We start from the raw sequence: 26,936 nt of genomic DNA on the forward strand, positions 1-26,936 counted from the left end.
GAGCAACTGGGCGTTGTCGAGTGTGGCCATGGGATCCTCCTGGCTGACGAACGCGCAGGTCGCGCCCACCCCTGCCTACACCCTCAGAGCTCGCCGACCTACGGTTGTGAGCCGGGGCGCTGGTCGAACGCATGAATTCGTCAGTCGGTGGAGGGCGGGCCGAGCGCCGGAGCAGTATTCGAGAAATGCCGCCGAAGTCGACGTCCGTGGCGTTAGCGGAGTCCACACGGGCATGCCAGCCGTCAACGCCAACGTCGCCTCCCCACGGACTGACGGACGCACGCGGCTACGGTTAGACGCTGGTGGAACGGTGCTGGAGTCCGGTGTCCAGAAGGATTTCGCACTCGAGTTGGCGCTCGATTGGAATGCCCTGTCGCGTGGCGTAGAGCCCTCTCGACCAGTGGCGGTTCTAGGGCCTGATCCCGAATGGTCCCAGCGCGCCGGCGTCGACGCGCAGTGACTCGAACAGCGCGTAGGCGTTGTCGACGGTGAAGACGTCTGCTCCTGCCAGCTTGCCGAGGTACTTGTCGACGACGGGGGCGGCTGATTGCAGTGCGGCCGCGTCGAGATAGGACTTGAAGATCGCCCAGGCATTGCCAGACGGCCCGTACTTCTGGAAGAACGGAGTGGGGTCGAGGGACGCCAGCGTCTGCTTGGTGCTTGCGTCCAGATCCCGGATGTACTGTCGCTGCAGGTCGCCGTCGGCGCGGACTCCGAGGCGGCCGAGGTGGCCGCCGACGAGGGTTGTCCAGCGGTAGTCCATGGCGGTGTCGTGCGCGCGCACCCAGCCTGGAATGTCTTGTGACACGGCCAGATTCTTGAACGGCGCCCAGCCCGGAAAGAGGACGTCGACCACCATCAGCGTGCGTTGCCTCGGCGCGTAGATGAAGATGTTGTCCGGCGTGTGGTTCGGCCCGTGGTAGGCCAGTTCAAGCCGATCGGTGCCGAACTCGAGGACGTGCCGGTCTTTGAACGTCAGCGTCGGTGCCGGACGGTTCGGGTCGCTGGCCTCGAGCAGCAACCGTCGGGTTTGCTCATGTCCGACGCGGAGCACGTCGTCGCCGAAAATTGAGGAGGCCCCGATGTGGTCGGCATGGAAGTGCGAGTACACCAGGTGGGTCACGGTGGACGGTGTGCCCGTCCTGGTGGTGACCTGCTTGATCGCCCGCAGCAAGTTGTGACCGATTGTAGGAGGCGCATCCACGACAACCACGCCGTGCGCGGTGGCAAGAAACATCGACTGGTAGAAGCCGTCCGTCACCCAGTACAGGTTGTCCTTGATCGGGCCGACGAAGTACCCATCAGCGTTGAGCGCCGGACCGAAGGCACTCGGCGGAACGGGCGCGAACGACGGCAGGTCGCCGGCCGCGGCTGCGGCCGCGGCGCTTGCCGGGGTGAGGGTTGGGCCGAGGATGGCGGCTGCGGGCGTCGCTGCCGCCACGAGCGCGGCGAGTCCGAGAAAGCCACGCCGGTTGGGGTGTGTTGCCGATTGCGGGATGTCAGTCATGTGGTGCTCCTTTCCGCTGGCGCGCCTTGGCCCTGCGTGGTTTCGCCGCTGCGGTGATCGATTCGAGGTCAAGAGTGTTGAGATGTGCCGACAGACGGGCTAGCAAATCGGTGAGCTGCTCCCGCTCATCGGCGGTGAAGATCGAGAATTCTGCGGCGTGCAGCGCAGTCACCTCGGCCAGATACGCGTCGATCACGGGCTGGGCCGCATCGGTCAGTTCGATGAGCACGAGCCGGCGATCGTGGTCGGGCCGCACCCGCCGGACCAGGCCCCGGCGTTCCAGGGTGTCAACCAGCGAGGTGATGCTCGCGCCACTGACGAGCAGGCGTTCGGCGAGCACGTTCGCGGGCAGCGGTTCGCCGGCGCCTTCGACGGTGGCAAGAAGAATCCGCGCCGCGAGTGACAGGCCGTGCCGGCGCAACGCGCGGGTGTCGGCCTCGGTGAACCGGCTCGAGGCGAGCATCAGGTTCTGAGCGCATTCGGTGGCCGATGGATCACCGGACGGGAACTCGCGGGCGAACGCGCGGCGGTCGACCCGCCTGGCAGTCGGCTCGTGCCTCCCGTCGTCCGGGGTCACCTCGGTGTTCGACCTGCTCAATAGTTGAGCTGTTCGGACGACTCGAGATATGCGATGTCGGGTGCACCCGTCACGCCGCCCTTGCGCATCACTGCGGACAGAGCGGAATCGGAGGCGAAACCCTCGGCCAAGCCGCGATCGGGGAAGTCGATCAGGACGGTCACTTGGTTGCCGTCGTGCAGTACCCGGTGCCCGGTCGCGCCATGCTGGCGGCGGTTCGCCTCATGGTCGTCGAATGCGTGCTTCCAGTCGTCGAAGCTGTCGACGGTGTGGCGCACGAGCAGAGTTGCCGTCATCTCTACCTCCCTGGTCAGCGGACTCCTTAGGGGTCCGATATTTAGATCTCTAAGAAATACTCCGAAGCGAGAACTTCGTCAATAGGCAATCGGGCGTGTATGACACGTGACCGTTCTTGCTGCGAACGGGCCGCGGAGAACGGCTGCGAACAGCGCCTGGCTGTCGAGCGGCAGTCACGTCGACCGCGGCATTGCGGCGGCGTCATGCCGACGCCAACGCCAACGCTGACATCGGAGCGCCGAACCGCTGCGCTGGGTCCGGACCCGCGTGTCGGGTAGTTACCGCACACCGGCACGGTCGCATGCATCTCGTTCCCGCCTCGCGGCGAATGACGTGGCTTCCTACGCCGTACGCCGCTGACTAAGTCGTGTTTGCCACTCTGCGACGTCAGGAGGTCCCACCTCTCCGGTCAGCTGGCCAGGAAGGAGTGGACCTCGTCGATGAACACCCCGAACGCCGGCTCTGCGCCCTGCAGGATGTGGTTCTTGCTGTCCAGCCTGACCAGCCGGCTCCCGCGGACCATGGAATGCAGCTCCTCCGCTTCGGCGAAGGACCAGACCCGGTCGTCTGACGAGTGCATGATCAGGGTCGGCACGTCGAGGGTGCGGGCGGCCTCGGTGCAGTCGAGGTCTCCGAACGCGCGCCACAAGCGATAGGCGTTGCGGCCTGACGCTGAGCGTCGCTGCAGCTCATCGAAGGCACGCCAGGTCTCCAGTGGGCCGTCGGGCAGGAACCGCGCGTCGTAGACCTGTCGGAAGCCCGGGTGGTCGCTGCCCCAAGACGTCTTGATCAGCTCCCCCAACGCCGCCAGCTCGCGTCGCAGCTCGTCGTCCGCGCGAGCCCAGGTGGCCCGGGCACAGGTGCCGTAGACGACGACGTGAGATACGCGCTCGGGGTGGCGCGCGGCATACGTGATGGCTATCGGTCCGCCCTGGGAGATGCCGAGGAGCGGGAAGCGCTCCAGTGCCATCGTGTCGACGACGGTCTCAAGATCACGCACCCACGCCTCCAGCGTGAAGGAGTCGTCGTCCACCTCCCAGTCCGAGAGACCACAACCGCGCTCGTCGTAACGCACCAGGGTGTGTCGCTGCGAGAGCGCGCTCCACCACGGTTGCCAGATGGGGCTCTCCCAGTCATGGTCGAGGTGGGTCAGCCAGTTCGACGCCTTCACCAAGGGCGGGCCAGATCCACTGACCGCGTAGGCGAGGCGTACGTGGTCTGGTGTGTGGCAGAAGCTGACCCGCTGGTCGGCGAGAGTCGCGGCCCGCGGAGACGCCACCGGCGCCGCCGGCCGCACGATGGGCGTCAGGGCAAGGTCCCGCACGGCGCTGGCTTCGGCGCTGGGTCCAATCCCCAGCTCACGCTCCAGCGCGTCGGTCAGCGCGGTGAAGTGGCGCAACACCCCGGCACGGTCTCCGGCGTCCAGCAGCTCGCGCATCAGCGCCACCCGCGCCTCCTCGTCGACCGGGTCGAGGGCCACGAGCTCCGCGAACCGGCCTCTGCTCCGGAGCAGCTCGCGATGCCGCAGCTGGAGGCGCTGACGGTGGTGGAAGGCCCAGTCCTCGTAGAGCTCGTGCGGCAGGAGGTCGCCTTGATACATGTCGAGGGCGCGCTCCGCGCAGGACGCCCGCTCCTCGGGCGAGGACGTCGGGTCGAGAGCGGTCCGGGCCAGCCGCTCGAAGACGACCGCGTCGACCTCGACATGCACCAGGTCCCCGGGGAACAGCGCCACGGTGCCGGCGGTGAACGTGACGCTCTCTGGAATGCCCATCGCGCGCCGGAGGTAGTGGGCCGCCATGTGCAGCCGGTTGCCGACCGAGTCGATGGAGGCGTCCGGCCACAGAGCCTCCACCACCACCTCGCGGTGGGCGCGTCGACCGGGCGCCAGCGCGAGGTACTCGGCCAGGCGGATCGGGTCTCGACGACCCCGCGCGCCGGCGATGACCGCTCGCTCCCCGACGCGGACCACAACGTCACCCAGGAGCTGGACGTGGACCACGACCTCGTGGTCGGTGCGGGCCATGCGCTCCATGTTCCTGCCTCGTGCTCGGACCCGTCGAGTGGTGCGGGTGGTCCTCGCCAAGGTAGCGACGTCGCTTCCACAGACCTTCCACGAACGCGGGCGGCCCGGGCGCGGAAGGGTTGCGAAAGGTCGGCTGCATACCTTGCACCTCAGCGAGAACGACTGGAGTGCACCAGTCCCAACGACAGAATACGAGGCAGTCATGAGCACGTGGTCGCACCGGGCGCCGCAGGTGGGCGAACAGGCCGCCCTGTCCCGGACCATCACCAAGGAAGACATCGCGCTGTTCACCAGCCTGAGCGGCGATCGCAACCCACTCCACTACGACGAGGAAGCCGCGCGGCGCACTCCCTTCGGCGGCATCGTCGTCCAAGGGGGCGTGACCAGCGCGATCCTCAACGCCGTCGTCGCCGAGCGTCTGCCCGGCCCCGGCACGGTCTTCATGCAGACGAACCTGCGGTTCCTCGCGCCGGTCCGCCCCCGAGACACCATCACTGGCGAGGTCACCGTCACGGCTGTGCGGCACGACAAACCGATTACCACGCTGGACGTTCGCGTAGTCCGCGACGATGGAGTGGTGGCCCTCGAGGGCGACGCCGTGTGCTGGACCGTGGACCTCGCCGCCACGCAGGGATGAGTCGAGCCTTCCTCGCGACGCCGGGTCGGCTGAGGTGCGCCCTCTGCCTCAGTACGGCGGCAAAGCAAGCCACTCAGGCGCTACGGCCGAAAGATGGAAGGGACGGGCTGCCATTGTTGCGCGTCAATGTGGAGCCGAAGTGGCCCGGACCCTGTTCGCCTTTGTGGCTTGTTGAGGAAGCGCTATCCGTCCGCGTAGGTCAGCCGCACTTCACGAGGCCGAGGTCGGCCTTGAGGTCGAGTACCCGCGCGGCCGCAGCGTCGACCTGGTCGGCGAACGCCGGGCTCGCTGCCCGCTGGGCGGCGATGGCCTTGAGCATCACCGGCGCCTGCGCCGACTTCGCCGTCAGGACGATGTCGCCACCGGCGGCAATGAACCGGGTCGCCCGCTGTCCGACGGGCACCGCGGCCACGGCCTTGGCCGCACCCACGTCGTCGGTGATGACCACGCCGTCGAAGCCCATGGTGTCGCGCAGCAGACCGGTCACGATGGGCTTGGAGAACATCGCCGGGTTCTTGGCGTCGAGCCTCGGGTAGTGCGCGGACGAGACCATGACCAGTGGTGCGCCGGCCTTGATCCCGGCCGCGAAGGGCGCGAGGTAGGGGTCGTCGGCATCGGTGGTCCGGTCAGTGATGCCGGTGCTGGTCACGTCGGTGTTGCCGGTGATCCGGCCGAGCCCGGGGAAGTGCTTCACGGTCGGGGCGATGCCTGCGGCGAGGGTCCCGCGGACGAACGCCGCGGCATACCTGGCATTGGTCTGGGGTGATCCGGGGCTGAAGTCGCGACGGTAGCGACCGATGGGCTGGTTCGCCGCACCCAGTGACGTGGGGACGGTGTCGGCGACGGGGGCCAGGTTGACGTTCACCCCGGCCTTCGCGAGCGCTCGCGACCAGGCCTGCACGTTCTTCTCCTCGGTGGCGACGCCGGACTGTGCCTGCGTGCGGGCGGAGGGCATCGGGGCAAACCCTGTTCCTCGCAGCTGCTGCACCTGGCCGCCTTCCTGGTCGGCCGCGACCAGCAGTCCGGCGGGGGCGGCCGCCTGCAGGCGAGCCGAGATGGCCGCGATGCCAGACACGCCGTTCGACCATCCGCCCAGGTAGATGACCCCGCCGAGTCCCTGGGCCTTGACCTGGGCGGCGAGGGCGCGCGAGCTCCCTGTCGGCTGGAGCCCGACCATCAGCAGCTGACCGGCGCGCTGGGCCGGGGTCATCGCAGCGGCCAGCCGTTCGCCGCAGGTGGGTGCCGGGGTGGTCGTCGAGCTGGAGGAGGAGCTCGAGGCCGACGAGCTGGACGAGCTGGCCGAGCTGGACGGTGCCGAGGACGAGCTGCCTGCCACGCTCGTGCTGTCGGTCGAGGACGAGCCACCCCCCGGGGCGCCGGTGCAGGCCGCCGTCGCGGTCAGGGCCAGCGCCGCCAGTCCGGTCAGGAGGACGCGGGCGTGGCGGGCCGGGTGCTCAGTCACCGCACGAACCTATCTCGCGGTGCAGCGCCCCACGAAACCGCCGACCTGCGTCCCCGGGTGACGCGCCGCCCGCTCTGGCAGGATCGCGACATGGCCATCCCCGTCGTGCTCGACGTCGACACCGGCGTCGACGACGCCTGTGCGCTGCTGCTGGCTGCGATGCACCCCGCCCTCGACCTGCGAGCGGTGACCTGCGTCGGCGGCAACGCGCCAGTCGACGCCGTGGTCGCCAACACCCTCACCGTCCTGGACGCGGCTGACCGCCGCGACGTGCCCGTCGCAAGAGGTGCCGAGCGCCCGCTGCTCGAGGACCCGGTCGATGCCAGGCACGGCCACGGGCAGGACGGCATGGGCGACCTCGACTGGCCCAAGTCGYAGCGCCGGCCCGACGCGCGGCACGCCGTCGAGCTCCTGCGCGACGTCCTCCTCGAGGCAGGGGAGGGCGCCCCCCCACGTCGGGTGACGCTCATCCCGCTCGCACCGCTCACCAACATCGCCTTGCTCCTACGTACTTATCCCAGTGTTGCCAAGGGAATTCGCGAGATCGTCTTCATGGGCGGAGCCGCCGATACCGACGACGCGACTGCCTCCGCCGAGTCCAACGTGTTCCACGACCCGGAGGCCGCAGCGGTCGTGATCGACGCCTGTGCCGACCTCGACATCCAGGTGACGATGTATGGCTTGGACGTTTTCCACGCTCCCCGGGTTGGTCGCGAGACCGCACAGATGTTGTCCGCGCCCTCGAGCCACGACGCGGCAGACCTCGCCGGCCAGCTGATCGCGTTCCAGTGCGAGAGGTTCGGATCGACCGACGCCACCATCGGCGATGCCGGAGCCGTCTGCGTCGTGCTGGAGCCGGCCGGGGTGCGACGCGAGCGACTACCGGTGCGCGTCGAGCTGGGCGGCACCTGGTCGCGCGGCCGCACGATCGTGGACCGCCGCGACTGGACCGCCGGGCTCGACCACGACCCCCACGGGCAGGCGCGGTCGACGATCGATGTCTGTCTCGAGGTCGACGCCCAGCGCTACGCGACGCTGTGGCTCGACACGGTGAGCGGCGGGATGCGCTGATGGGCCGGGTCGTGGTGCTGGGCTCCCTCAACGTCGACCTCGTCGCCTCGGTCGAACGCCATCCGGGGCCGGGCGAGACCATCCTGGCCGACGGTCGCCTGGAGCGGTTCGCGGGCGGCAAGGGGGGCAACCAGGCCGTCGCGGCCGCCGCCTCCGGCGCCGCTGTCGCCATGGTCGCCGCGGTGGGCGACGACGACGGCGGGCAGGCCTACGTCGAGCGGCTGCGGTCGCGGGGGATCGACGTCTCCGCGGTGCGCACCACCTCGGTGCCGACGGGTCAGGCGTGGATCACCGTCGACGACGAGGGCGAGAACGCCATCGTCGTCATCCCGGGCGCGAACGGCGAGGTCGGCCCCGACTCGCTCGACTCGCTCCACAGCCTCGGCCCCGGCGACGTGCTGCTGCTCCAGCTCGAGGTGCCGGTGCGGACGGTGGCCGCCGCGGCGCGACTCGCCCACGGTGCCGGTGCGCGCGTCGTCATCAACGCCGCTCCGTATGCCGCCCTCCCGCACGACGTCGCCGCCCTCGCCGACCCCTTGGTGGTCAACGAGCACGAGGCACTGCAGCTGGCCGACAGCGACGCCCAGCCCACGTCGCTACTGGTGACCTTCGGCGCGGCGGGGTGCAGCTGGGACGGCGAGCGGCACGACGGCATACCCGTCGACGGCGCGGACGTGGTCGACACGACCGGCGCGGGCGATGCCTTCTGTGGTGCGCTCGCTGCGGCGCTCGCCACCGGAGCGGACCGTGAGGCGGCCGTCAGGGCGGCGAGCCAGGCCGGGGCGGACGCGGTCCGTCACCGCGGCGCGCAGGTCGACCCCGAGCTCTGAGGCGTTCGCCGAGGCCGGTTCGATGTAAACCCGCCGGGGATCACCGGCGCGTTTACATCGAACCGGGAGGGTGAGGCCGGGAGAGCGGGCGGCAGAGGTCGAGCTAGTAGACCGAGACGTGCACGTGGTCCATGTGGTTCGCGGTCGGGCTGCCACGGTCCTCCATGGCCTGCCACGTGCCGCCGGGGTACCAGATGCGCTGGCGCCAGATGAGGTACTTGATGTTCAGGGTCGCGGCGTTGGCCTGCAGGAAGGCCGCGATCTCGTTGCCCTCGGTGGTGCTGCACATGATGTCGACGGCGTGGCCGGTGCCGTGGTCGAGCGGGTCGCCCGGGCGGTAGCCCCCGAACGGGCCGGACCCGGGGAACTGTGCCTTCACGGCGTTGATGACGGCGATGGCGTTCGGGGTCATGCCGCCGACGTTGCTGAGGCCGGCGCGGGAGGTGTTGCGGGAGACGCCGGTCGTCGTGCGGGCCTTCTTGGCTGCCTCGGTGGCCTTGGCCTTCGGCGCGGGGACGGCGGCCGCGGTGAACCCGATGATCCCGTAGTCGGCGATCCGTGCGGGGGCGGAGACTGCCTCGGCCCGGGCGACCACGGGCTGCTTGACGTCGGCCGCGGTCAGCTCGAACGACGCGCTGGGCGCGGGGGCGGCGAACGCGGTGGCCACTCCGAGCGCGGACGCGACCAGGCCGAGTCCCTTGACCGCCGAGCGGTGGCTCGGGCGCCGGACCAGCCGGGACAGCTGCGCCGTGGGTCGGGGGCTGGCGCCGCGGTGGCGGCCGTGACCGCTGGAGTGGGGGGAGGACATCGCCGCCGAGGATACGAGATGGTAACGGCGCAGGGCCAACTCCCGGCGATTTCGGGCGCAGCTTGCCCCGACTTGCCCCAGTTTGCCTTCGTCTGCGCCGCAAACCCCACCGTGGGTCGATGTAAACCCGCCGGGGATCACCGGCGGGTTTACATTGCTGCGCACCCGCGTGAGGACGACCGTCGCCTCCTGGTGGCCCTTGGGCGGGAGACGGAGCTGGCGGCGCAACAGGTCGGCGTCCACGCTGACCCCACGCTTCTTGATGGTGAGCCGGTCGACCCCGTGGTCGCGCAGCCAGCCACGCAGGGCCTTGACGTTGAAGGGCATCGCCTCGACCACGGCATACCGGCGGGCGAAGGGGACGTCGACGGAGCGGGCCGACCCCACGTAGCCGACGCCGGCATCGAGCTCCGCCCCGTCGGTCGCCGCCGTGAGGGCGCCGACCAGCCCGGCTCGGAGGACGGCCTTGTCGGGCTCGTAGAGCCAGCCGCCGAGGTCGGCGAGGTTCTGCAGGGGCGGGGCGTCGCCGTCGGCGTCGGCCTGGGTGACCACGACCGCGGGGCCGCTCGCGCGCAGCAGGGCGGCGGAGCGTCCCGCGGTCCGGACCAGCGGCCCCCACCAGACGACGCACTCCACGACGTCGCCCTCCCACGAGGTCCACTGCGCCTCGGCACCCGGGGGGAGTGCCGCGTGCGGGAAGGCGGGGCTGAGCTTGGCTCCGGTGGCGGGGAGGGCGCGGGCGACCTCCTGCACCACGGTCCAGCTCGGGGAGATCTCGGCGAGGTTGAAGATCCGTCGGGTCCGGCCGGTCACGTCGGCGACACCGGGGGTGCGCCGCGCCGGGTCGAGCCACGCGCCGACCCCCCGGGCGCCCTCGCCGGACGGGGCGGTGAACTCCTCGACGACACCCTGCTGGGCGGTCGAGTCGGGCCAGTGCCGCAGGTTGACCGCGGCGATGCCGGCGGTCAGCTCGTCGGCGTCGATCGCGCGCACCCGCAGGTCGAGCCCGGCCATCGCCATCGCGTCCGCGCCGATGCCGCAGCCGAGGTCGTGCACGGTGTGGATGCCCGCCGCCCGGAACCGTTGGGCGTGCTGGGCGGCCACGCCGAGACGGGTGGCCTGCTCCAGGCCGTCGGAGGTGAGCACCATGCCGCGGGCGAACTCGCCGAACTTGTCGACCGCGCGAGCCCGCAGCCGGGCCTGGTTGAGGGCGGCCGCCACGAGCTCGGGGTCGAAGCCCGCGCCCCGCAGCCGCTGCTGCAGCGCGAGGGCCGACGACTCGTCATACGGCGGGAGCGACTGCAGCAACCCCCAGCCCTCGCCGGTGGTCAGCCGTCGCAAGAGGGCCAGGTCCATGTCGCGCATTGTTGCGTATGCCGCGTGCCCAGGTCGCGGGTCGGCGTCCCCTGATCGGGGGCTGAGCCTGCGGCGGGCGGCTCAGCGGCTGCGGCGCCACTCGTAGGGGGTGGTCGTCGAGACCTTGACGAAGCCGGAGCGCTCGAGGATGGGTCGCGAGAACTCGGTCGAGTCGCTGTTGATGTAGCGCTTGCCGTAGCCCATCGCCGACCGTGCCCGGGCTGCCGTCAGGGCGCGGTAGATGCCCTTGCCCCGGTAGTCGGGCAACGTCGAGCCACCCCAGATCCCGGCGAACTCGGTGCCCTCGACCGGTTCGAGCCGACCGGCGCTGACGATGCGGCCGTCGTGCTCGGCCACCCACATCTCCATGTCGTCGCGCGTCCGGAGCCGGTGCAGGATCTGCTCGACCATGCCCTGGAGCTCGGCCGGCTCGTCGCCGAACACCTCGCCCTGCATGGCCGTCATGGCGCGGACCTCGTCCTCGTCCGTCACCCGGCGCACAGTGACGCCCTCGGGGAGCTCGACGTCGACCGCGAACAGGCGGGCCTCGCCGATCATGATCGACTCCGGCTCGTCGGGGACGAAGCCGCGGTCCACCAGCGCCTCGTGCAGACCGGGGGCGTGGTCGTGGCCGCGGGTCTTCCACTCCACCCGGTCGATCTCGGGCATCGCCTCGTAGTGGGCCAGCGCCTGCTCGACGAGCTGCCGGACCGACTCCTCGGTCGCGGGAGTGCCGTCGACGTCGAGGGACTTGTACGTGATGAACCCCCGGCCCCCGAGGTAGGTGGCGAGTACCAGTGGGCCCAGCCGGTCCACGGTGATGGCAGACGGCACCTCGGCGTCCTGCCGGAGCTGCTCGTCGTAGGCGCGGAGCAGGACGGCGGGGTCGCTCCCGCCGGGGCTGGGGTCGGGGCTCGTCATGGCCCCGACCCTGCCTCCTCCGGGGTGCGTCGCGCCACCGGATATGGGCCGCGCCGTCCGCCCTCGGCGAACGCGGGTGGAACTTCTGGCACTCGAGTTGACCGAGTGCTAACCACGAGCCTAGATTTGCGTTGGCACTCCGGTTCGCCGAGTGCTAACGCAGCCAGCCGGTCGACCCCCGCGACGGCGACCGTCCGGCCGCACCATGCTCCACCCACCACTGTCCAACTTCGACATTCCCGAAGGGGAGGTCCTCACCGTGTCGGTTTCCATCAAGCCGCTCGAAGACCGCATCGTCGTCAAGTCCGTCGAGGCCGAGCAGACCACCGCGTCTGGCCTCGTCATCCCGGACACCGCGAAGGAGAAGCCCCAGGAGGGCGAGGTCCTTGCGATCGGCCCGGGCCGCATCGACGACAACGGCAACCGCGTCCCGCTCGACGTCACCGTCGGCGACCGCGTGATCTACAGCAAGTACGGCGGCACCGAGATCAAGCACGGCGGCGAGGAGTACCTGATCCTCTCCGCCCGCGACGTCCTCGCCATCGTCGGCTGAGCATCCGCACTTCGTGAGTGACGTGCCCTGTATGCCGGCTGACCGGCATACGGGGCACGTCACGTTCACCTCGAAGTCAGTGCACTCCGAAGGTCACTGCACCCCTGAATCCGATTGCTAGAGAAGGACTTTCATGGCTAAGACGCTGGAGTTCAACGACTCCGCCCGCAAGTCGCTGGAGCGCGGCGTTGACGCGCTCGCGAACGCGGTCAAGGTGACGCTCGGTCCGAAGGGCCGCAACGTCGTCATCGACAAGAAGTGGGGCGCCCCCACGATCACCAACGACGGTGTCACCATCGCGCGGGAGATCGAGCTCGAGGACCCCTACGAGAACCTCGGCGCCCAGCTCGCGAAGGAGGTCGCCACCAAGACGAACGACGTCGCGGGTGACGGCACCACCACCGCGACCGTGCTCGCCCAGGCCATGGTCAAGGAGGGCCTGCGCAACGTTGCCGCAGGGGCCGCCCCGGCCAGCCTGAAGCGCGGCATCGACGCCGCGGTCGCTGCTGTCAGCGCCCGCCTGCTCGAGACGGCCCGCGAGATCGAGGGCAAGGACGAGATCGCGCAGGTCGCGTCGCTGTCCGCGCAGGACCAGGTCATCGGTTCGACCATCGCCGACGCGTTCGACAAGGTCGGCAAGGACGGCGTCATCACCGTCGAGGAGTCGTCCACCGCGACTACCGAGCTCGAGTTCACCGAGGGCATGCAGTTCGACAAGGGCTACATCTCGCCCTACTTCGTCTCGGACGCCGAGCGCATGGAGGCCGTGGTCGAGGACGCCTACATCCTCATCAACCAGGGCAAGATCTCGGCCATCGCCGACGTCCTGCCGGTGCTGGAGAAGGTCGTCAAGACCGGCAAGCCCCTGCTGATCATCGCCGAGGACATCGACGGCGAGGCGCTGTCGACCCTGGTGGTCAACAAGATCCGCGGCACGTTCAACGTGGTTGCGGTCAAGGCCCCCGGCTTCGGCGACCGCCGCAAGGCGATGCTCCAGGACATGGCGACCCTCACCGGTGGCCAGGTCATCTCCGAGGAGGTCGGCCTCAAGCTCGACCAGGCTGACCTCGACGTGCTGGGTCAGGCCCGCCGCGTCGTCGTCACCAAGGACACCACCACGATCATCGACGGCGGCGGCAACTCCGACGACGTCACCGGCCGGGTCAACCAGATCAAGGCCGAGATCGAGCGCACCGACTCCGACTGGGACCGCGAGAAGCTCCAGGAGCGCCTCGCCAAGCTCGCCGGTGGCGTCTGCGTCATCAAGGTGGGTGCCCACACCGAGGTGGAGCTCAAGGAGAAGAAGCACCGCATCGAGGACGCCATCTCGGCGACTCGCGCGGCCATCGAGGAGGGCATCGTCGCCGGTGGCGGCTCGGCCCTCGTCCACGCCTCCACCGTCATCGACGACCTCGACCTCGAGGGCGACGAGGCGACCGGTGCGCTGATCGTCAAGAAGGCGTCGGCCGAGCCGCTGCGCTGGATCGCCGAGAACGCCGGTATGGAGGGCTACGTCGCCGTCTCCAAGGTGCGCGAGCTCACCGCGGGCAACGGCCTCAACGCCGCGACCGGCGAGTACGGCGACCTGATCAAGGCCGGCGTCATCGACCCGGTCAAGGTCACCCGTTCCGCGCTCGTCAACGCCGCCTCGATCGCGTCGATGGTGCTCACCACCGACACGCTCGTCGTGGAGAAGAAGGAAGAGGAGACCGAGTCCGCCGGTGGCGGTCACGGTCACGGCCACGGTCACTGACCACAGCACCTCTCGTCGAAGGCCCGTCCCCGTTTCGGGGGCGGGCCTTCGCCATGCTCCTGCAGAGCCAGGGTTGGCGGCGCTATGCCGTGCCCCTGAGGGTGGGGCACGGCATACCAGGCCCCAGCCCTGACCGGTTGAGTCCCGATCAGGTTCCGACCGTGGGCGCTGTCGCGTCAGGTGACGAAGTGACGGATCGGCGATCGTGCGGCTCTTCTATGGGTACGCTCCGCCCCATGCTTGACGAACCTGAGGCGGAGGTTTCCGAACGCACCGCGCGCATCCGTGCAGCCGGTTGGTTTGTCCTCAGCGTCTTGGCGCTGTCAGAAGCAACTTGGGCGTCGCAGTGGGTTGGCATGCGCCTTCTTTGCGCGGTCGCCGCCGTCGGTTGCTTGTGGCAGGCGCTCGCCATGCTGCGCTCGCGGAGGGCCGGCCAGGACCGCACGGGATAAGCGGCTCTCCAGGGAGCGTTGCCGAGCGAGGATCCTCCGTTCGGCACGAGCGGACAGCGGCAGATGAGGACGTATCAACCGCGACCGCGATCGGCGATGACGACTCCCAACAGCCCTTTCGGCGGTGCGTCGTCCAGCCAAAGCGGCTCCGCCCGCTCCCGCTGCAAGTCGTCCTCGCTCATCCACGACGGCAGCGATTCGGCGATCGCAACCTCGGGGTACCTCGCCAGAATCTCGCTAGCGGAGGACGCGATCACTATGCCCCAGAGCCCGCCCATTCCGTAGTCGTAGGCGACAAGGAACTCGCCAGGTCGCAGGAGGTCGTCCAGGTTGGGATGTGTCACGAGTTCACCCTGTCAAAGTTGAGCCCGGGAACAACACAACGCGGCGCGGCATGAGCGGATGTCATTTGGCGCGGCATGAGCGGATGTCATTTGGCCCGGCACTCGCACTCTCCGGTGACGTGCTTGTAGTCGTAGAAGCGAGGATGTCCGCAGTAGCAAACGCTCCTCGACATGTTCGTTGGATCGGTGCTCTGGCTCGCCGGTGCGCCGCACGCGGGACAGTCAGAGGGGGCGGCATCGTCAGGGATCACTTCACGGAAGTCCGTACTCACACCCCAAGTGTCCACGAAGGCCAATCGCAGATGCGCGCACATCGGCAGTTCCGATCGCACTGTCCGCAGGCATGAGCGGGCGTTCCGCCTAGTGGTGTTACTTCGGCGGTCGTATCCTTGACCATGGTCAGTCTCGGTCGAAGACACCGGGAAGGGGACACGTCGTCTGACGAGGGGCCCATTGTCCGGCAGTACCGTTTCTTGCTGAGGGAGGCGTCCCCCGACGCCGTCGAGGCCGCGCACACCGAGGCACTTTCCCGGTTGCCTGGCGAGCAACGGCGAGTGGTCCTCACGGCGGTTCAGCGTGGGCTGGTTGTGGGCCAGCGGTTGCAGCCCGACGACTATGCGCAGGTTGCGCACCTCATCGTGCTTGGTGAGCGGCGCTTGCCGAATGCGTTCCTGAAGGTCTGTCAGTCGGAGACCTTGCTGGCTCTCGCGCAAGCGGTCATCGACGCGGAGGCATGCGTCGGCCTACTCGGGAACTACGCAGTCTGGGGCGGTGCAGACCCAGAAAGCGACGACCCGGCATGGGGCGATGCGGGGTGCAACCCCGATAGCGGCCGCTGGAATACCGACCGAATCGTGAGGAGGGATTGGGAGCGGCCTGGAGTCCCGGGGAAGCTACCCCGCGCTGGGGGCCGTTCGTGATGGGGGGACGCTCCTACTGACTGGCCAAATGGCGCATCGAAGCCCTTCGGTCTGCCCGTGGTTCTAAATCCGGCCGGCCCGCCGAGTCCGTTCATCGGCTACTTGTTTCATTGACGTCATGGCCATGAGCGGAAGCTTGCTGCTGCCCTCAACGCGGTCCACCGGGGCAAGCGAGAAACACGGGACCGGCGTGGGCTGGGGAGCGGGGCTGAAGAGCGCGAAGGCCGGGGCGCGGCTCGGCCACGCGGAATACGATGCTTGGGAGCGCAGGGTGCCGCAGAACGAAGGTGGCCATGGCGGAGCGGTTCGCCGAACCCCCCGGCTTCGACGAGTACGTCGTGGCTCGGGGCGCCGACCTGCTGCGAACGGCGTGGCTGCTCGTCGGGGATGACCGGGGCGCCGAGGAGCTGGTCCGCGCGACGCTCGCCCGCAGCTGGCCGCAGTGGCGCCACCTGTCCCACGTCGGCGCGGGTTCGTACGATGCCGAGCTGCGCCGGGCGCTGGTGGCGACTTACCTCAGGCGGCACCATGTGCGGCACCGTCCCGCCACGCAGGATGGGCCGGTGCCGCACCCGCCGAGCCGTGCGGACGTGCTGGYGGCCCTCGACCTGTTGAGCCCGCGGGAGCGCGTGGCGGTGGTGCTGTGGACCTTCGACAGGCTCGCGGACGGTCAGGTGTCCGCGGCCCTCGACGACGACCTCGCCGCGGTGCGACGCCAGCGGCTGCACGGCATCGCCGCAGTGGGCGCGCGACTCGGCCTCGACGAGGACGGACTCCGAGTGGCGCTGGACGCCCTCCCACCGCAGGACCCCTCCCTGGCCGGGCTGCTCGACCCGACCCGACCGTATGCCGCCCGCTGGCGTGGCGTGCGGGGGTGGGCTCTGGGGGGAGCGGCCGTGCTGGTGGCCGTCGTCGTTGGAGGGCTCGTCGCAGGCGGAGGACCCGACCGTGTCGTGCCGCTGCCCACCCCGCAGCCGTCAGCGGTGACCTGCCGGGACTCCCTCGCAGCACCGACCCCACCACCGGTGACGACCGAGCCGTTGAGCCGCACCGTCTCCGCCGTGCTGGTGTGCGCGCAGACCGACGAGGGGTCGGTCTGGTCGGGCTTCCTGCCGCCCGATGCTCCCGTGAGTGTGCCGTTGGCCGTGGACGCGCTCGTGCTGGCGCCTCGCACGACGGGCGCCGAGTGCCCTGACCTGCCGCGGGGGCCAGCGTTCCGACTGGTGCTGCTCGGCGCCGATCGCACGGTGCGCACGTACGCGAACGAGGGGCTCGCGTGCAACGGCTGGCCGGCCCTGGCCAGCTACTACGCGGCCCTCGCCGAGCAGGGAGCCGTGGACGACTCTGGGTCGGGCGCGACCGACGACGGTTTCCTCGGCTGCCCGACGGTGCTGGGCAAGTCCCTCACCCCGCCCGGGGTGGCGCCGCCCAGCCTCCCCCGCGGCACCGTCCTGGAAGCCGCCACCGCGTGTCTGCACCCGCGCGCGGTGGCGACGGCCATCCCTCGCTTCCGCCCGATCCGCGCCAACGTCATGGGTGCGCCACAGCTGGCCCAGCTCAACGCCGACCTCGCGCGGACCGGATCGAGGACGCAGGCAGGGAGCGCCTGCACGACCGGGGCCTCCCTCTTCGTCATCGAGGCACGCACCACGAACGGTCGGAGGCTCGAGCTGAGCAGCCCCTGTGCCGACGTGTTCTCAGTGGACTGGCAGTCGCGGGACAACTGGACCGTCAGCGCGCAGACGCGCGACATGCTGCGCGCCCTGCTCGTCGCCCAATGAATCGGCCCAGGCGGTCCGGCCAAGGCGACGACGCGCCTAGGCGACCAAGCGCTCAGGCGACGACGTGCTCAGGTGACGAGCCCAGGCGACGACGAGCTCAGGCGACGACGCGATCAGCCGCCAGTGACGACGCGCAGCGACTCACCGGCATACGTCACCACCTGGCCGGGGCGCACCTGGGCGCCGCGCCGCACCTCGACGGCACCGTCCACCTGCACCTCGCCGAGCTCGATGACCGAGCGGGCCATGGCCCCGTCGTCGACGACGCCCGCGAGCTTGAGCAGCTGCCCGAGCCGGATGGACTCGTCGCGGATGGGGACGTCGACAGGGCTGCTCACGCGGCCGAGTCTAGGTCCGTGGCCGGCTGATGCCGGCCAGCAGGCGTCGGTCAGCAGCCGTCCGTCAGCTGACGTCGGTCAGCAGGCGTTGGTCAGCTGGCGGCGGGGACGGCGTGACCGGCGTAGTGCGCCTCACGCTCGTCCTCGGTCATCGCACCCCAGACGCCATAGGGCTCACGGACCCGCAGGGCGTGGTCGCGGCACTGCGTGAGCACCGGGCAGGCGAGACAGACTTCCTTGGCCTGGGAGTCGCGGGAGCGACGGGCCGGGCCGCGCTCTCCCTCCGGGTGGAAGAAGACCTCTGGGTTGATCTGCCGACAGGATCCGTCGAGCTGCCATTCCCACAGGTCGGCAACAGGCCCTGGAAGCCGTGACAACTCAGCCATGTCGTCCTCATCTCCCGCGGCACGATGCCGCACGTCTCGGACGCTACCGCCGCGTGACCTGCGGAAACAGGCCCGTAACGTAAGGAGTTGTTCAAGGCCGTTCACACGAAAGCCAGCCGTCCCAGATGGTGGACGGGGCATCGGGGCGGCGTCCCGTGACTGGTCGTGACCCCGCCCGGGTGGGCCGTCCGTGGTGCGTGCCGAGGCCCGTTACGATTGGGCAATGAGCCTTGGTGTGGACCTCGACCGTCAGAGCCTGCAGGAGTCCGCCCCGGTGACTGCCACCGGCGCAGCCGCGGCCGCAGCCCCTGCTCCCGAGGTCGAGGAGCACGACCCGTTCGGCAAGCTCGGGCTCACCTACGACGACGTCCTGCTGCTCCCCGGCGAGACCGACGTGATCCCCTCCGACGTCGACACGACGGCCCGGCTGACGCGTGAGCTGTCGCTGCGCATCCCGCTCGTCTCGGCAGCCATGGACACCGTGACCGAGTCACGGATGGCCATCGCGATGGCCCGCCAGGGCGGCATCGGCATCCTCCACCGCAACCTCTCGATCGAGGACCAGGCCTACCAGGTCGACCTCGTGAAGCGGACCCAGACCGGCATGATCAGCAACCCGGTGACGATCGGCCCCGACGCGACGCTCGAGGACCTCGACCGCCGCTGTGGCGAGTACCGCGTGTCCGGGCTCCCCGTCGTCGACCCGGGTGACCACCTGCTCGGCATGATCACCAACCGCGACCTGCGCTTCACCCCGGTCGCGCAGTGGGCCACCACCCTGGTGCGCGACGTCATGACGCCGATGCCGCTCGTGACCGGCCGGGTCGGGATCTCGCGCGAGGACGCCACCGCCCTGCTGCGCCAGCACAAGCGCGAGCGCCTGCCGCTGGTCGACGACGAGGGTCGCCTGGCCGGCCTCATCACCGTCAAGGACTTCGTGAAGTCCGAGCAGTTCCCCCACGCCAGCAAGGACGACCACGGCCGGTTGCTCGTCGGTGCCGCCATCGGCTTCTTCGGCGACGCGTGGGAGCGGGCGACCACCCTCGTGGAGGCAGGCGTCGACGTGCTCGTCGCCGACACCGCCAACGGCCACGCCCGGCTCATGCTCGACATGGTCCGGCGGCTCAAGTCCGACCCCGCCACGCGCCACGTCCAGGTGATCGGGGGCAACGTCGCCACCCGCGCCGGGGCCCAGGCGCTCGTCGACGCCGGTGTCGACGCCGTCAAGGTGGGCGTCGGGCCGGGCTCGATCTGCACCACCCGCGTGGTCGCCGGCGTGGGCGTACCCCAGGTGACCGCGATCTACGACGCCTCGCTCGCCTGCCGCAAGGCCGGGGTGCCGGTGATCGGTGACGGCGGCCTCCAGTACTCCGGTGACATCGCCAAGGCGATCGTCGCCGGTGCCGACACCGTCATGCTCGGCTCGCTGCTCGCCGGCTGCGAGGAGTCGCCGGGTGACCTGATCTTCGTCAACGGCAAGCAGTTCAAGTCCTACCGCGGCATGGGTTCGCTCGGGGCGATGGCCTCGCGCGGCAAGAAGTCCTTCTCCAAGGACCGCTACTTCCAGGCCGACGTCGCCAGCGACGACAAGATCGTGCCCGAGGGCATCGAGGGCCAGGTGGCCTACCGCGGCCCGCTCGGCAACGTCGTCCACCAGCTCGTCGGTGGTCTGGCGCAGTCGATGTTCTACGTCGGCGCCCCGACCATCCCCGAGCTCAAGGCCCGCGGCAAGTTCGTGCGGATCACCTCCGCGGGACTCAAGGAGAGCCACCCGCACGACATCCAGATGACCGTCGAGGCGCCCAACTACAGCGGTCGCTGACCGCCTCCTCCACCGGTCCACGACCACCCGTATGCCGCGTGGTTGAGCCGCTGCGCGCCCTCGTGCGGGGTGTCCGGACGGCGTCCAGAGCGGCATACGCAATCTGGGTGAGTCGCCCCGCGAGCGTGCAACCTAGGGTTGCCACACGGGCGTTCCGCGTCCGAGCAGGGGTGCATCTGAACGTCGTCGCTGACGGGCCGTTGGTCGGTCGCGACGATCCAAAGACGTCCCGTCGCCGGTCGCCCCCCTCACCCGGCGACGGGGCGTCGCGCCCTGGCCTCGCGGCGGGTGGAGCTCCGGCCCGCACCTCGGCCGCCTGCTGCTCCGGGCACGCACACGGGCCCACCCTCGCGCCCGATAGCCTTGCGCGGTGACTGAGATCGAGATCGGCCGAGGCAAGCGTGGCCGCCGCGCGTACTCCTTCGACGACATCGCCGTGGTGCCCTCACGCCGCACCCGCGACCCCGAGGACGTGTCGGTGGGGTGGCAGATCGACGCCTACCACTTCGACATCCCCGTCATCGCGGCGCCGATGGACTCGGTGATGTCGCCGGAGTCCGCCATCGCCTTGGGCCGCCTCGGTGGGCTTCCGGTGCTCGACCTCGAGGGGCTCTGGACCCGCTACGAGGACCCGACCCCGCTGCTGGCCGAGATCGCCACGCTCGACCCGGCGCTGGCCACGGCGCGCATGCAGGAGATCTACGCCGCCGACATCCAGCCCGAGCTCATCACCGAGCGGCTCCGGCAGGTGCGTGAGGCCGGCGTGACGGCGGCCGGCGCGCTCAGCCCCCAGCGCACCCAGCAGTTCTGGAAGACCGTCGTGGACGCGGGAGTCGACCTGTTCGTCATCCGTGGCACGACGGTCAGCGCCGAGCACGTCTCGGGCCGCGCCGAGCCGCTCAACCTCAAGCGGTTCATCTACGAGCTCGACGTGCCGGTCATCGTCGGTGGGGCGGCGTCCTACACCGCGGCGCTGCACCTCATGCGCACCGGTGCCGCCGGCGTGCTGGTCGGCTTCGGCGGGGGAGCGGCGCACACCACGCGGCGCACGCTCGGCATCCACGCCCCCATGGCCAGCGCGATCGCCGACGTGGCCGCGGCCCGTCGTGACTACCTCGACGAGTCCGGCGGCCGCTACGTCCACGTCATCGCCGACGGCGGCATGGGTGACAGCGGCGACATCGTCAAGGCCGTCGCCTGCGGCGCCGACGCGGTCATGCTCGGTGCCGCGCTCGCCCGGGCCACCGACGCTCCTGGTCGCGGACTGCACTGGGGTTCGGAGGCGCACCACCCCGAGCTGCCGCGCGGCGAGCGGGTCGAGGTCGGGGCGCTCGCCCCGCTGGAGCAGATCCTCTTCGGCCCGGGTCGCACGGCCGACGGCAAGAGCAACCTGATCGGGGCCCTGCGCCGGGCGATGGCCACGACCGGCTACTCAGACCTCAAGGAGTTCCAGCGGGTCGAGGTCGTCGTCGCCCCCTACCAACGCAGCTGACCAGCCACCGACGCCGCCATCTCCGCAACCTGAGCCCCCTAGGGGGCGCCCAGGTTGCGGGCGGTGTGGGGAAGGTCGCTAACTTACTACTGGTAAGAAGCGGCTGGCGGACCTAGGCTGCGAGGCATGGCTCACGACGTCGTCGCCGACCCCGAGACCGACCCCACCGCCACGTATGCCGTGGACCCGGCACTCGTCCGACGGCTGGCCCGGCGGGTGGTCGCCGCCCCCCGGGCCGACCACCACGTCAGCCACACGCCGCTGAACGGCGCACCGCTCGGCTCGCTGCCGATGTCGCGGCGCGAGGACGTCGTGGTCGCGGTCGACGCGGCGCGGGCCGCCCAGCGCGAGTGGTCCCGCACGCCGATGGAGCTGCGGGAGCGGATCTTCCTGCGCTACCACGACCTCGTCCTCGAGCGGCAGGTCGAGCTGCTCGACATCGTGCAGCTCGAGTCGGGCAAGACCCGCCGCCAGGCGTTCGAGGAGGTCGCCGACGTGGCGATCGTGGCGCGGCACTACGCCCGCTCCGCCGCGGCATACCTGCGTCCGCGTCGGCGCGCGGGGCTGTTCCCGGTGTTGACGCAGAGCTCGGTGCACCACCACCCGCGCGGGGTGGTTGGCATCGTCAGCCCCTGGAACTACCCCCTCTCGCTCGCGATCACCGACGCCATCCCCGCGCTGATGGCCGGCAACGCCGTCGTCCTGCGGCCCGACCAGCAGGCCTCGCTCACCGCGCTGCGGGCGGTGCAGCTGCTCACCGAGGCCGGGCTCCCGGAGTCGGTGCTGCAGGTGGTGCTCGGCGATGGTCCGACCGTGGGCCAGGCAGTCGTCGACCTCTGTGACTACGTCAGCTACACCGGCTCCACCGACACCGGGCGGCGGGTGGCTGCTTCGGTTGCCGGACGCCTGGTCGGCTACTCCCTCGAGCTCGGCGGCAAGAACTCGATGTACGTCGCGGACGACGCCGACCTGGACAAGGCGGTCGAGGGTGCGGTGCGGGCCTGCTTCTCCTCCGCCGGCCAGCTCTGCATCTCGATCGAGCGGCTGCTCGTGCACGGTGCGGTGGTCGAGGAGTTCACCCGGCGGTTCGTGGCGGCGGTCGAGCAGCTGAGCCTCGGCGCCGAGCTCGCCTACGGCACCGACATGGGATCGCTGGTCTCCGCCGCGCAGCTCGAGCGGGTGACGGCCCACGTCGAGGATGCCCGGGCGAAGGGGGCGCGGGTGCTGACGGGTGGGCGCCCCCGCCCCGACGTCGGCCCCTACTTCTACGAGCCCACCGTCCTCGAAGGCGTCACCGCCGCGATGACGCTGCGGGACGACGAGACCTTCGGACCGGTCGTGGCCATCTACCCCGTGCACAGCGACGAGGAGGCGATTCGCTTCGCGAACGACACCGACTACGGGCTCAACGCCGCGGTGTACACCCGCGACGTCGCGCGGGGTCGGCGCATCGCGACGGCGATCCAGGCCGGCACCGTCAACATCAACGAGGGGTATGCCGCGGCGTGGGGGAGCGTCGCTTCGCCGATGGGTGGCATGAAGCAGTCCGGCGTCGGACGGCGCCACGGCAGTGAGGGCATCCTCAAGTACACCGAGTCGCAGAATGTGACGGCGCAGTACGTCCTGCCCATCGCCCCGGTCGGCGGGATGAGCGAGGAGACCTACACCCGCCTGATGACCGCCGCACTGCGCGTGCTCAAGGCTGTGGGGCGCGCGTGACGGGTTCGCGCACGACTGCCTCGGGCAGTGACTTCGACGTGCTCGTGGTGGGTTCGGGGTTCGGTGGGTCGGTCACCGCGCTGCGACTGGCCGAGAAGGGCTACCGCGTCCACGTGGTCGAGTCGGGGCGGCGGTTCCGCGACGAGGACTTCGCCAAGACCTCCTGGGACCTGCGCAGCTATCTGTGGGCACCGAAGCTGAAGTGCTTTGGCGTGCAACGGGTCCACCGGCTGCCCGATGTGATGATCCTTGCCGGGGCAGGGGTGGGCGGTGGCTCGCTCAACTACGCCAACACCCTCTACGTGCCGCCGGCATCGTTCTTCACCGACCGCCAGTGGGCCGACATCACCGACTGGCAGTCAGAGCTGGCCCCCCACTACGACACCGCCTCGACGATGCTCGGCGTCGTCACCAACGCGTGTGAGGGCGTGGTCGAGGACGTGATGCGGCGGACCGCCGAGGACCTCGGGGTGGGCGACACGTTCCGCAAGACCCCCACCGGCGTCTTCTACGGCATGCCCGGCAAGCGGGTGCCCGACCCCTACTTCGGGGGTGCCGGGCCCGACCGGACCGGCTGCACCCAGTGCGGCAACTGCATGGTCGGGTGCCGGGTCGGCGCGAAGAACACCCTCGTGAAGAACTACCTCGCCCTGGCGGAGCAGCTCGGCGTCACCATCGAGCCGATGCGCACCGTCGTCCGCGTCGCCCCGCGCCGCGGCGGGGGGTATGCCGTGACGCACGAGGCGAGCGGCGCGTGGTTCCGGCGCGCGCGGCATACCGTCACTGCGGACCAGGTCGTGTTCGCGGCCGGGACCTGGGGCACCCAGAAGCTCCTGCACTCGATGCGCCAGACGGGCGTGCTGCCACGGCTGTCGGCGCAGCTCGGCCGCCTCACGCGGACCAACTCCGAAGCCGTCAACGGCGTGATGCTGGAGAAGGTCAAGCCCGGGCAGGACCTGTCGCGCGGGGTCGCGATCACGTCGTCGTTCCACCCTGACGCCGACACGCACGTCGAGAACTGCAGGTACGGCAAGGGCTCCAACGCCATGGGTCTGCTCGCGACGATCCTGGTGCCCGGCGGCCAGCGCCCACGGCTCGCGCAGTTCGTCGTCGAGGTGACGCGGCACCCGGTGGTCTTCGTCCGCTCCTTGTCGCAGTACCGGTGGAGCGAGCGGACGGTGATCGGCCTGATCATGCAGTCGCGCGACAACTCCCTCGACGTCACGGGCACGCGCGGGCGCCTCAGCGGGCGGGGGCTCACGTCCCGGCAGGGTCATGGCGAGCCCAACCCGACCTACATCCCGGCCGGCCAGCAGGCGATGAAGGCGCTGGCGGTTCGGCTCAGCGAGGCGACCGGCCTCAGGGCGTTCGCGGGGAGCAGCGTCAGCGAGATCGCCAACATCCCCCTGACGGCGCACTTCCTCGGCGGCGTGACCATCGGCTCGGGTCCGGAGCGAGGGGTGCTCGACCCCTACCAGCGGATCTGGGGCTACCCCGAACTGCACGTCGTCGACGGCTCGGCCGTCTCGGCGAACCTGGGCGTCAACCCGGCGCTGACCATCACCGCGCAGGCCGAGCGGGCCATGTCGCTGTGGCCGAACAAGGGCGAGGCCGACCCGCGTCCCGACCAGGGGGAGTCCTACCGCCGGCTCGACGCCGTCAAGGCGGCCAACCCTGCGGTGACGCGCTACACCCACGAGAGCGCCAAGGTCTGACGCCGACCCACCCCGACTTGTTGCCGTGGGGTGGGCACGGAGGCCGGGTCCTGGGGGCCTGGTGAAGATCAGATCGCAACCAGTGGGCAGGGGGCGCGACCTGTTGCCGTGGGGTGGGCACGGAGGCCGGGTCCTGGGGTCTGGTGAGGACCAGATCGCAACCAGTGGGCAGGGGTGGCGGGTGAGGCGAAAGACGGTGGGCGACGCACGCCCCTGCGCTGCGCCGACCACCGTCCGAGTGGTGTGGCTGGAGACGAGCCGGGGGGTGGGTCTCCAGCCACACCACCCAGACAACGAGGCGGGTGGGCGGGGGTTACGGCGCCGTCCGGACATTTCTCCGGCAGCGGGCGTGGGGTCGGACGAGAGTGCGCACTCTCGTCCGACCCAGGGTCAGTCGGTGCTGCCGCCGCTGCCGTTCGCCCGACTCGCCCCGCCGGTCGCACCCGAGGCCGCCCCCGGCTGGTCGCGCCACGATGCCCACAACGCGGCATACGGGCCGTCGGCGGCGACCAGCTCGTCGTGCGTGCCGATCTCGCTGACCACGCCGTCCTCGACCACGGCGACGCGGTCGGCGTCGTGCGCGGTGTGCAGCCGGTGGGCGATGGCGACCACGGTGCGACCCTCGACCACGGCGGCGAGCGAGCGCTCCAGGTGCCGTGCCGCTCGCGGGTCGAGCAACGAGGTGGCCTCGTCGAGCACCAGGGTGTGCGGGTCGGCGAGCACGAGACGGGCCAGTGCCACCTGTTGCGACTGCGCCTCGCTGAGCACGTGGCCACCGCTGCCGACCCGGGTGTCGAGGCCGTCGGGGAGCCCCGCAGCCCACTCGTGGGCGTCGACCGCGCGCAGGGCTTCGTCGAGCTCGTCGCGCGACGCACCCGGCCGGGCGAGGAGGAGGTTGTCGGCCAGCGTGCCGACGAAGACGTGGTGCTCCTGTGTCACCAGCGCCACCTCGCCCCGCAGCTGCCCGAGGGTGAGGTCGACCAGCGGCACGCCCCCGACCTCGACCCTGCCCTCGCGGGGCCCGTCGATGCCGGCCATCAGGCGGCCGAGGGTGGACTTGCCGGCGCCGGACGGGCCGACGATGGCGAGCCGTTCACCGGGTCGCAGGTCGAGCGAGACGCCGCGCAACACGTCGTGCCCGGGACGGTAGGCGTAGCGGACGTCGTCGACCGCGAGGTCGGAACCCTCGGGCTCCTCCCCGGTGGCGACGCGGTCGGGCGGCACGTCGCCCACGCCGATGACGCGCGCCAGTGACGTCGCACCGACCTGGATCTCGTCGAGCCAGCCGAGCACCTCGTCGAGGGGATTCGTCATCTGGTGGATGTAGAGGGTCACGGCGGTGGCTGCCCCGGCGCTGATGTGGCCGTTGATGGCCAGCCAGCCGCCCCAGAGCACCGCACCAGCAGTCGGCACGTAGTAGCCGAAGACCACGGCGGGGAACCAGTGCAGGCGGAGGTTCAGGGTGTAGCGCTCGGCCTGGAAGCACTCGCGCAGGGCCTCGTGGAAGCGCCTGCGCCGCGCGGTGCCGAGCGACAGCGCGTCGATCGTGCGCGCCCCGTCGACGGTCTCGGCGACGACGCCGTTCAGCTGGGCGTAGGTGGCCCGCTCCCAGAGGTAGCCGTCGGAGGCGTGCCGGAGGTAGCGCCGCGTGGAGAACCAGTAGAACGGCACGCCCAGCAGGATCGGGAGGGTCGCCAGCGGCGAGGTGAACAGTGCGGCGACTGTCGTCATCAGCACCGTCATCGAGGCGACGAACAGCGACGGGATGCCGAACCGCACGACGTGCGACAGCGCCTCGACGTCGTTGGTGGTGCGGGCGACGAGGTCGCCCGTCCCGGCGCGCTCGACCGTCGACAACGGCAGGTTGACCGCACGCCCGACGAACTGCTCGCGCAGCTCGGCGAACACGGTCTCGCCGAGGATGAAGGACCAGCGTCGGGCTGCCCAGGTCAGGGCGGTCTGGGCGAGGACGGCCACGGCCAGCCCGATCGCGATGTCGTCGACGGTGCCGGCGTCGCCGCGACCGCCACTGACGACGTCGACGAGCCGACCCACCAGCCACGGCGCGGCGAGGGCGGCGAGCGCGGCGAGGGCGTGCAGCCCCAGCACCCGCGCCACGAGCCCGCGGTGCTCGCGCACGAGTCCGCGGGTGTGCTGCCAGACACCGCTCAT

General features: G+C 70.5%; 21 protein-coding genes. 10 read left to right on the forward strand and 11 right to left on the reverse strand.

The features are described 5' to 3' along the window. Positions 1-409: 409 nt before the first annotated feature. The 4 genes from AC1DX8_RS18265 to AC1DX8_RS18280 form a co-directional block, all read right to left on the reverse strand. A complete protein-coding gene (locus AC1DX8_RS18265; protein WP_477631376.1) occupies positions 410-1,507 on the reverse strand; it encodes an MBL fold metallo-hydrolase in 1,098 nt (365 codons plus the stop codon). Further along, complete coding sequence (locus AC1DX8_RS18270) at positions 1,500-2,084, reverse strand: MarR family winged helix-turn-helix transcriptional regulator (protein WP_477631377.1); 585 nt, start codon at positions 2,082-2,084, stop codon at positions 1,500-1,502. The genes AC1DX8_RS18265 and AC1DX8_RS18270 overlap by 8 nt, the downstream gene beginning before the upstream one ends. Positions 2,085-2,101: 17 nt before the next feature. After that, a complete protein-coding gene (locus AC1DX8_RS18275; protein WP_477631378.1) occupies positions 2,102-2,380 on the reverse strand; it encodes a hypothetical protein in 279 nt (92 codons plus the stop codon). A gap of 410 nt (positions 2,381-2,790) precedes the next feature. Further along, entirely contained in the window at positions 2,791-4,404 is a 1,614-nt protein-coding gene (locus AC1DX8_RS18280; protein WP_477631379.1) for a bifunctional AfsR/SARP family transcriptional regulator/alpha/beta hydrolase, read from the reverse strand. Positions 4,405-4,606: 202 nt separating this feature from the next. Between AC1DX8_RS18280 and AC1DX8_RS18285 the strand changes: the two genes are divergently transcribed. Beyond that, the gene (locus tag AC1DX8_RS18285; RefSeq protein ID WP_477631380.1) at positions 4,607-5,041 is read left to right on the forward strand and encodes a MaoC family dehydratase; all 435 of its coding nucleotides are present in this window, start codon (positions 4,607-4,609) and stop codon (positions 5,039-5,041) included. 199 nt (positions 5,042-5,240) lie between these two features. On the opposite strand, the gene AC1DX8_RS18290 is transcribed toward AC1DX8_RS18285, so the two are convergent. Continuing rightward, a complete protein-coding gene (locus AC1DX8_RS18290; protein ID WP_477631381.1) occupies positions 5,241-6,503 on the reverse strand; it encodes a glycoside hydrolase family 3 N-terminal domain-containing protein in 1,263 nt (420 codons plus the stop codon). A gap of 90 nt (positions 6,504-6,593) precedes the next feature. Between AC1DX8_RS18290 and AC1DX8_RS18295 the strand changes: the two genes are divergently transcribed. Both AC1DX8_RS18295 and AC1DX8_RS18300 read left to right on the forward strand, forming a co-directional pair. Further along, on the forward strand, positions 6,594-7,574 hold the full coding sequence (locus AC1DX8_RS18295) for a nucleoside hydrolase (protein ID WP_477631382.1): 981 nt from the start codon (positions 6,594-6,596) through the stop codon (positions 7,572-7,574). Continuing rightward, a complete protein-coding gene (locus tag AC1DX8_RS18300) occupies positions 7,574-8,404 on the forward strand; it encodes a ribokinase (protein WP_477631383.1) in 831 nt (276 codons plus the stop codon). The genes AC1DX8_RS18295 and AC1DX8_RS18300 overlap by 1 nt, the downstream gene beginning before the upstream one ends. Positions 8,405-8,507: 103 nt before the next feature. On the opposite strand, the gene AC1DX8_RS18305 is transcribed toward AC1DX8_RS18300, so the two are convergent. Both AC1DX8_RS18305 and AC1DX8_RS18310 read right to left on the reverse strand, forming a co-directional pair. After that, positions 8,508-10,568: a class I SAM-dependent methyltransferase gene (locus tag AC1DX8_RS18305; RefSeq protein ID WP_477631385.1), complete on the reverse strand. Its 2,061-nt coding sequence runs from the start codon at positions 10,566-10,568 to the stop codon at positions 8,508-8,510. Positions 10,569-10,649: 81 nt separating this feature from the next. Beyond that, complete coding sequence (locus AC1DX8_RS18310) at positions 10,650-11,489, reverse strand: GNAT family N-acetyltransferase (protein WP_477631386.1); 840 nt, start codon at positions 11,487-11,489, stop codon at positions 10,650-10,652. Positions 11,490-11,748: 259 nt separating this feature from the next. Between AC1DX8_RS18310 and groES the strand changes: the two genes are divergently transcribed. Together groES and groL are read left to right on the forward strand one after the other, a co-directional pair. Further along, on the forward strand, positions 11,749-12,042 hold the full coding sequence (gene groES, locus AC1DX8_RS18315; protein ID WP_056882342.1) for a co-chaperone GroES: 294 nt from the start codon (positions 11,749-11,751) through the stop codon (positions 12,040-12,042). 133 nt (positions 12,043-12,175) lie between these two features. Beyond that, positions 12,176-13,795, forward strand: a complete 1,620-nt coding sequence (gene groL / locus AC1DX8_RS18320) for a chaperonin GroEL (RefSeq protein ID WP_477631387.1) — start codon at positions 12,176-12,178, stop codon at positions 13,793-13,795. A 526-nt stretch (positions 13,796-14,321) separates the two neighbouring features. Here the strand turns inward: groL and AC1DX8_RS18325 are convergent. Then, complete coding sequence (locus AC1DX8_RS18325; RefSeq protein WP_477631388.1) at positions 14,322-14,591, reverse strand: hypothetical protein; 270 nt, start codon at positions 14,589-14,591, stop codon at positions 14,322-14,324. 1,213 nt (positions 14,592-15,804) lie between these two features. Here AC1DX8_RS18325 and AC1DX8_RS18330 point away from each other — a divergent pair. Then, positions 15,805-17,292, forward strand: a complete 1,488-nt coding sequence (locus tag AC1DX8_RS18330; RefSeq protein WP_477631389.1) for an RNA polymerase sigma factor — start codon at positions 15,805-15,807, stop codon at positions 17,290-17,292. Positions 17,293-17,405: 113 nt separating this feature from the next. On the opposite strand, the gene AC1DX8_RS18335 is transcribed toward AC1DX8_RS18330, so the two are convergent. Together AC1DX8_RS18335 and AC1DX8_RS18340 are read right to left on the reverse strand one after the other, a co-directional pair. Beyond that, the gene (locus AC1DX8_RS18335) at positions 17,406-17,630 is read right to left on the reverse strand and encodes an RNA-binding S4 domain-containing protein (RefSeq protein ID WP_477631390.1); all 225 of its coding nucleotides are present in this window, start codon (positions 17,628-17,630) and stop codon (positions 17,406-17,408) included. A gap of 92 nt (positions 17,631-17,722) precedes the next feature. Next, complete coding sequence (locus AC1DX8_RS18340) at positions 17,723-18,016, reverse strand: WhiB family transcriptional regulator (RefSeq protein WP_477631391.1); 294 nt, start codon at positions 18,014-18,016, stop codon at positions 17,723-17,725. A 223-nt stretch (positions 18,017-18,239) separates the two neighbouring features. Here AC1DX8_RS18340 and guaB point away from each other — a divergent pair, with 223 nt between their 5' ends. From guaB to AC1DX8_RS18360, 4 genes are all read left to right on the forward strand, one after another. Then, a complete protein-coding gene (guaB, locus tag AC1DX8_RS18345) occupies positions 18,240-19,838 on the forward strand; it encodes an IMP dehydrogenase (protein WP_477631392.1) in 1,599 nt (532 codons plus the stop codon). Positions 19,839-20,208: 370 nt separating this feature from the next. Next, entirely contained in the window at positions 20,209-21,330 is a 1,122-nt protein-coding gene (locus AC1DX8_RS18350) for a GuaB3 family IMP dehydrogenase-related protein (RefSeq protein ID WP_477631393.1), read from the forward strand. Between the two features lie 126 nt (positions 21,331-21,456). Further along, on the forward strand, positions 21,457-23,049 hold the full coding sequence (locus AC1DX8_RS18355) for a succinic semialdehyde dehydrogenase (RefSeq protein ID WP_477631394.1): 1,593 nt from the start codon (positions 21,457-21,459) through the stop codon (positions 23,047-23,049). Continuing rightward, complete coding sequence (locus tag AC1DX8_RS18360; protein WP_477631395.1) at positions 23,046-24,764, forward strand: GMC family oxidoreductase N-terminal domain-containing protein; 1,719 nt, start codon at positions 23,046-23,048, stop codon at positions 24,762-24,764. The genes AC1DX8_RS18355 and AC1DX8_RS18360 overlap by 4 nt, the downstream gene beginning before the upstream one ends. A gap of 390 nt (positions 24,765-25,154) precedes the next feature. Here the strand turns inward: AC1DX8_RS18360 and AC1DX8_RS18365 are convergent, their stop codons facing one another. Then, entirely contained in the window at positions 25,155-26,936 is a 1,782-nt protein-coding gene (locus tag AC1DX8_RS18365; RefSeq protein ID WP_477631427.1) for an ABC transporter ATP-binding protein, read from the reverse strand.

The organism is Pedococcus sp. P2_A3, from assembly GCF_056405035.1.

Bases quoted from the DNA above. Each gene is read 5' to 3' on its own strand.
- AC1DX8_RS18280 (WP_477631379.1), bottom strand. From the start codon at position 4,404: ATGGCCCGCACCGACCACGAGGTCGTGGTCCACGTCCAGCTCCTGGGT.
- AC1DX8_RS18275 (WP_477631378.1), bottom strand. From the start codon at position 2,380: ATGACGGCAACTCTGCTCGTGCGCCACACCGTCGACAGCTTCGACGAC.
- AC1DX8_RS18265 (WP_477631376.1), bottom strand. From the start codon at position 1,507: ATGACTGACATCCCGCAATCGGCAACACACCCCAACCGGCGTGGCTTT.
- AC1DX8_RS18305 (WP_477631385.1), bottom strand. From the start codon at position 10,568: ATGGACCTGGCCCTCTTGCGACGGCTGACCACCGGCGAGGGCTGGGGG.
- AC1DX8_RS18355 (WP_477631394.1), top strand. From the start codon at position 21,457: ATGGCTCACGACGTCGTCGCCGACCCCGAGACCGACCCCACCGCCACG.
- AC1DX8_RS18365 (WP_477631427.1), bottom strand. From the start codon at position 26,936: ATGAGCGGTGTCTGGCAGCACACCCGCGGACTCGTGCGCGAGCACCGC.
- groL (WP_477631387.1), top strand. From the start codon at position 12,176: ATGGCTAAGACGCTGGAGTTCAACGACTCCGCCCGCAAGTCGCTGGAG.
- AC1DX8_RS18310 (WP_477631386.1), bottom strand. From the start codon at position 11,489: ATGACGAGCCCCGACCCCAGCCCCGGCGGGAGCGACCCCGCCGTCCTG.
- guaB (WP_477631392.1), top strand. From the start codon at position 18,240: ATGAGCCTTGGTGTGGACCTCGACCGTCAGAGCCTGCAGGAGTCCGCC.
- AC1DX8_RS18300 (WP_477631383.1), top strand. From the start codon at position 7,574: ATGGGCCGGGTCGTGGTGCTGGGCTCCCTCAACGTCGACCTCGTCGCC.
- AC1DX8_RS18285 (WP_477631380.1), top strand. From the start codon at position 4,607: ATGAGCACGTGGTCGCACCGGGCGCCGCAGGTGGGCGAACAGGCCGCC.
- AC1DX8_RS18340 (WP_477631391.1), bottom strand. From the start codon at position 18,016: ATGGCTGAGTTGTCACGGCTTCCAGGGCCTGTTGCCGACCTGTGGGAA.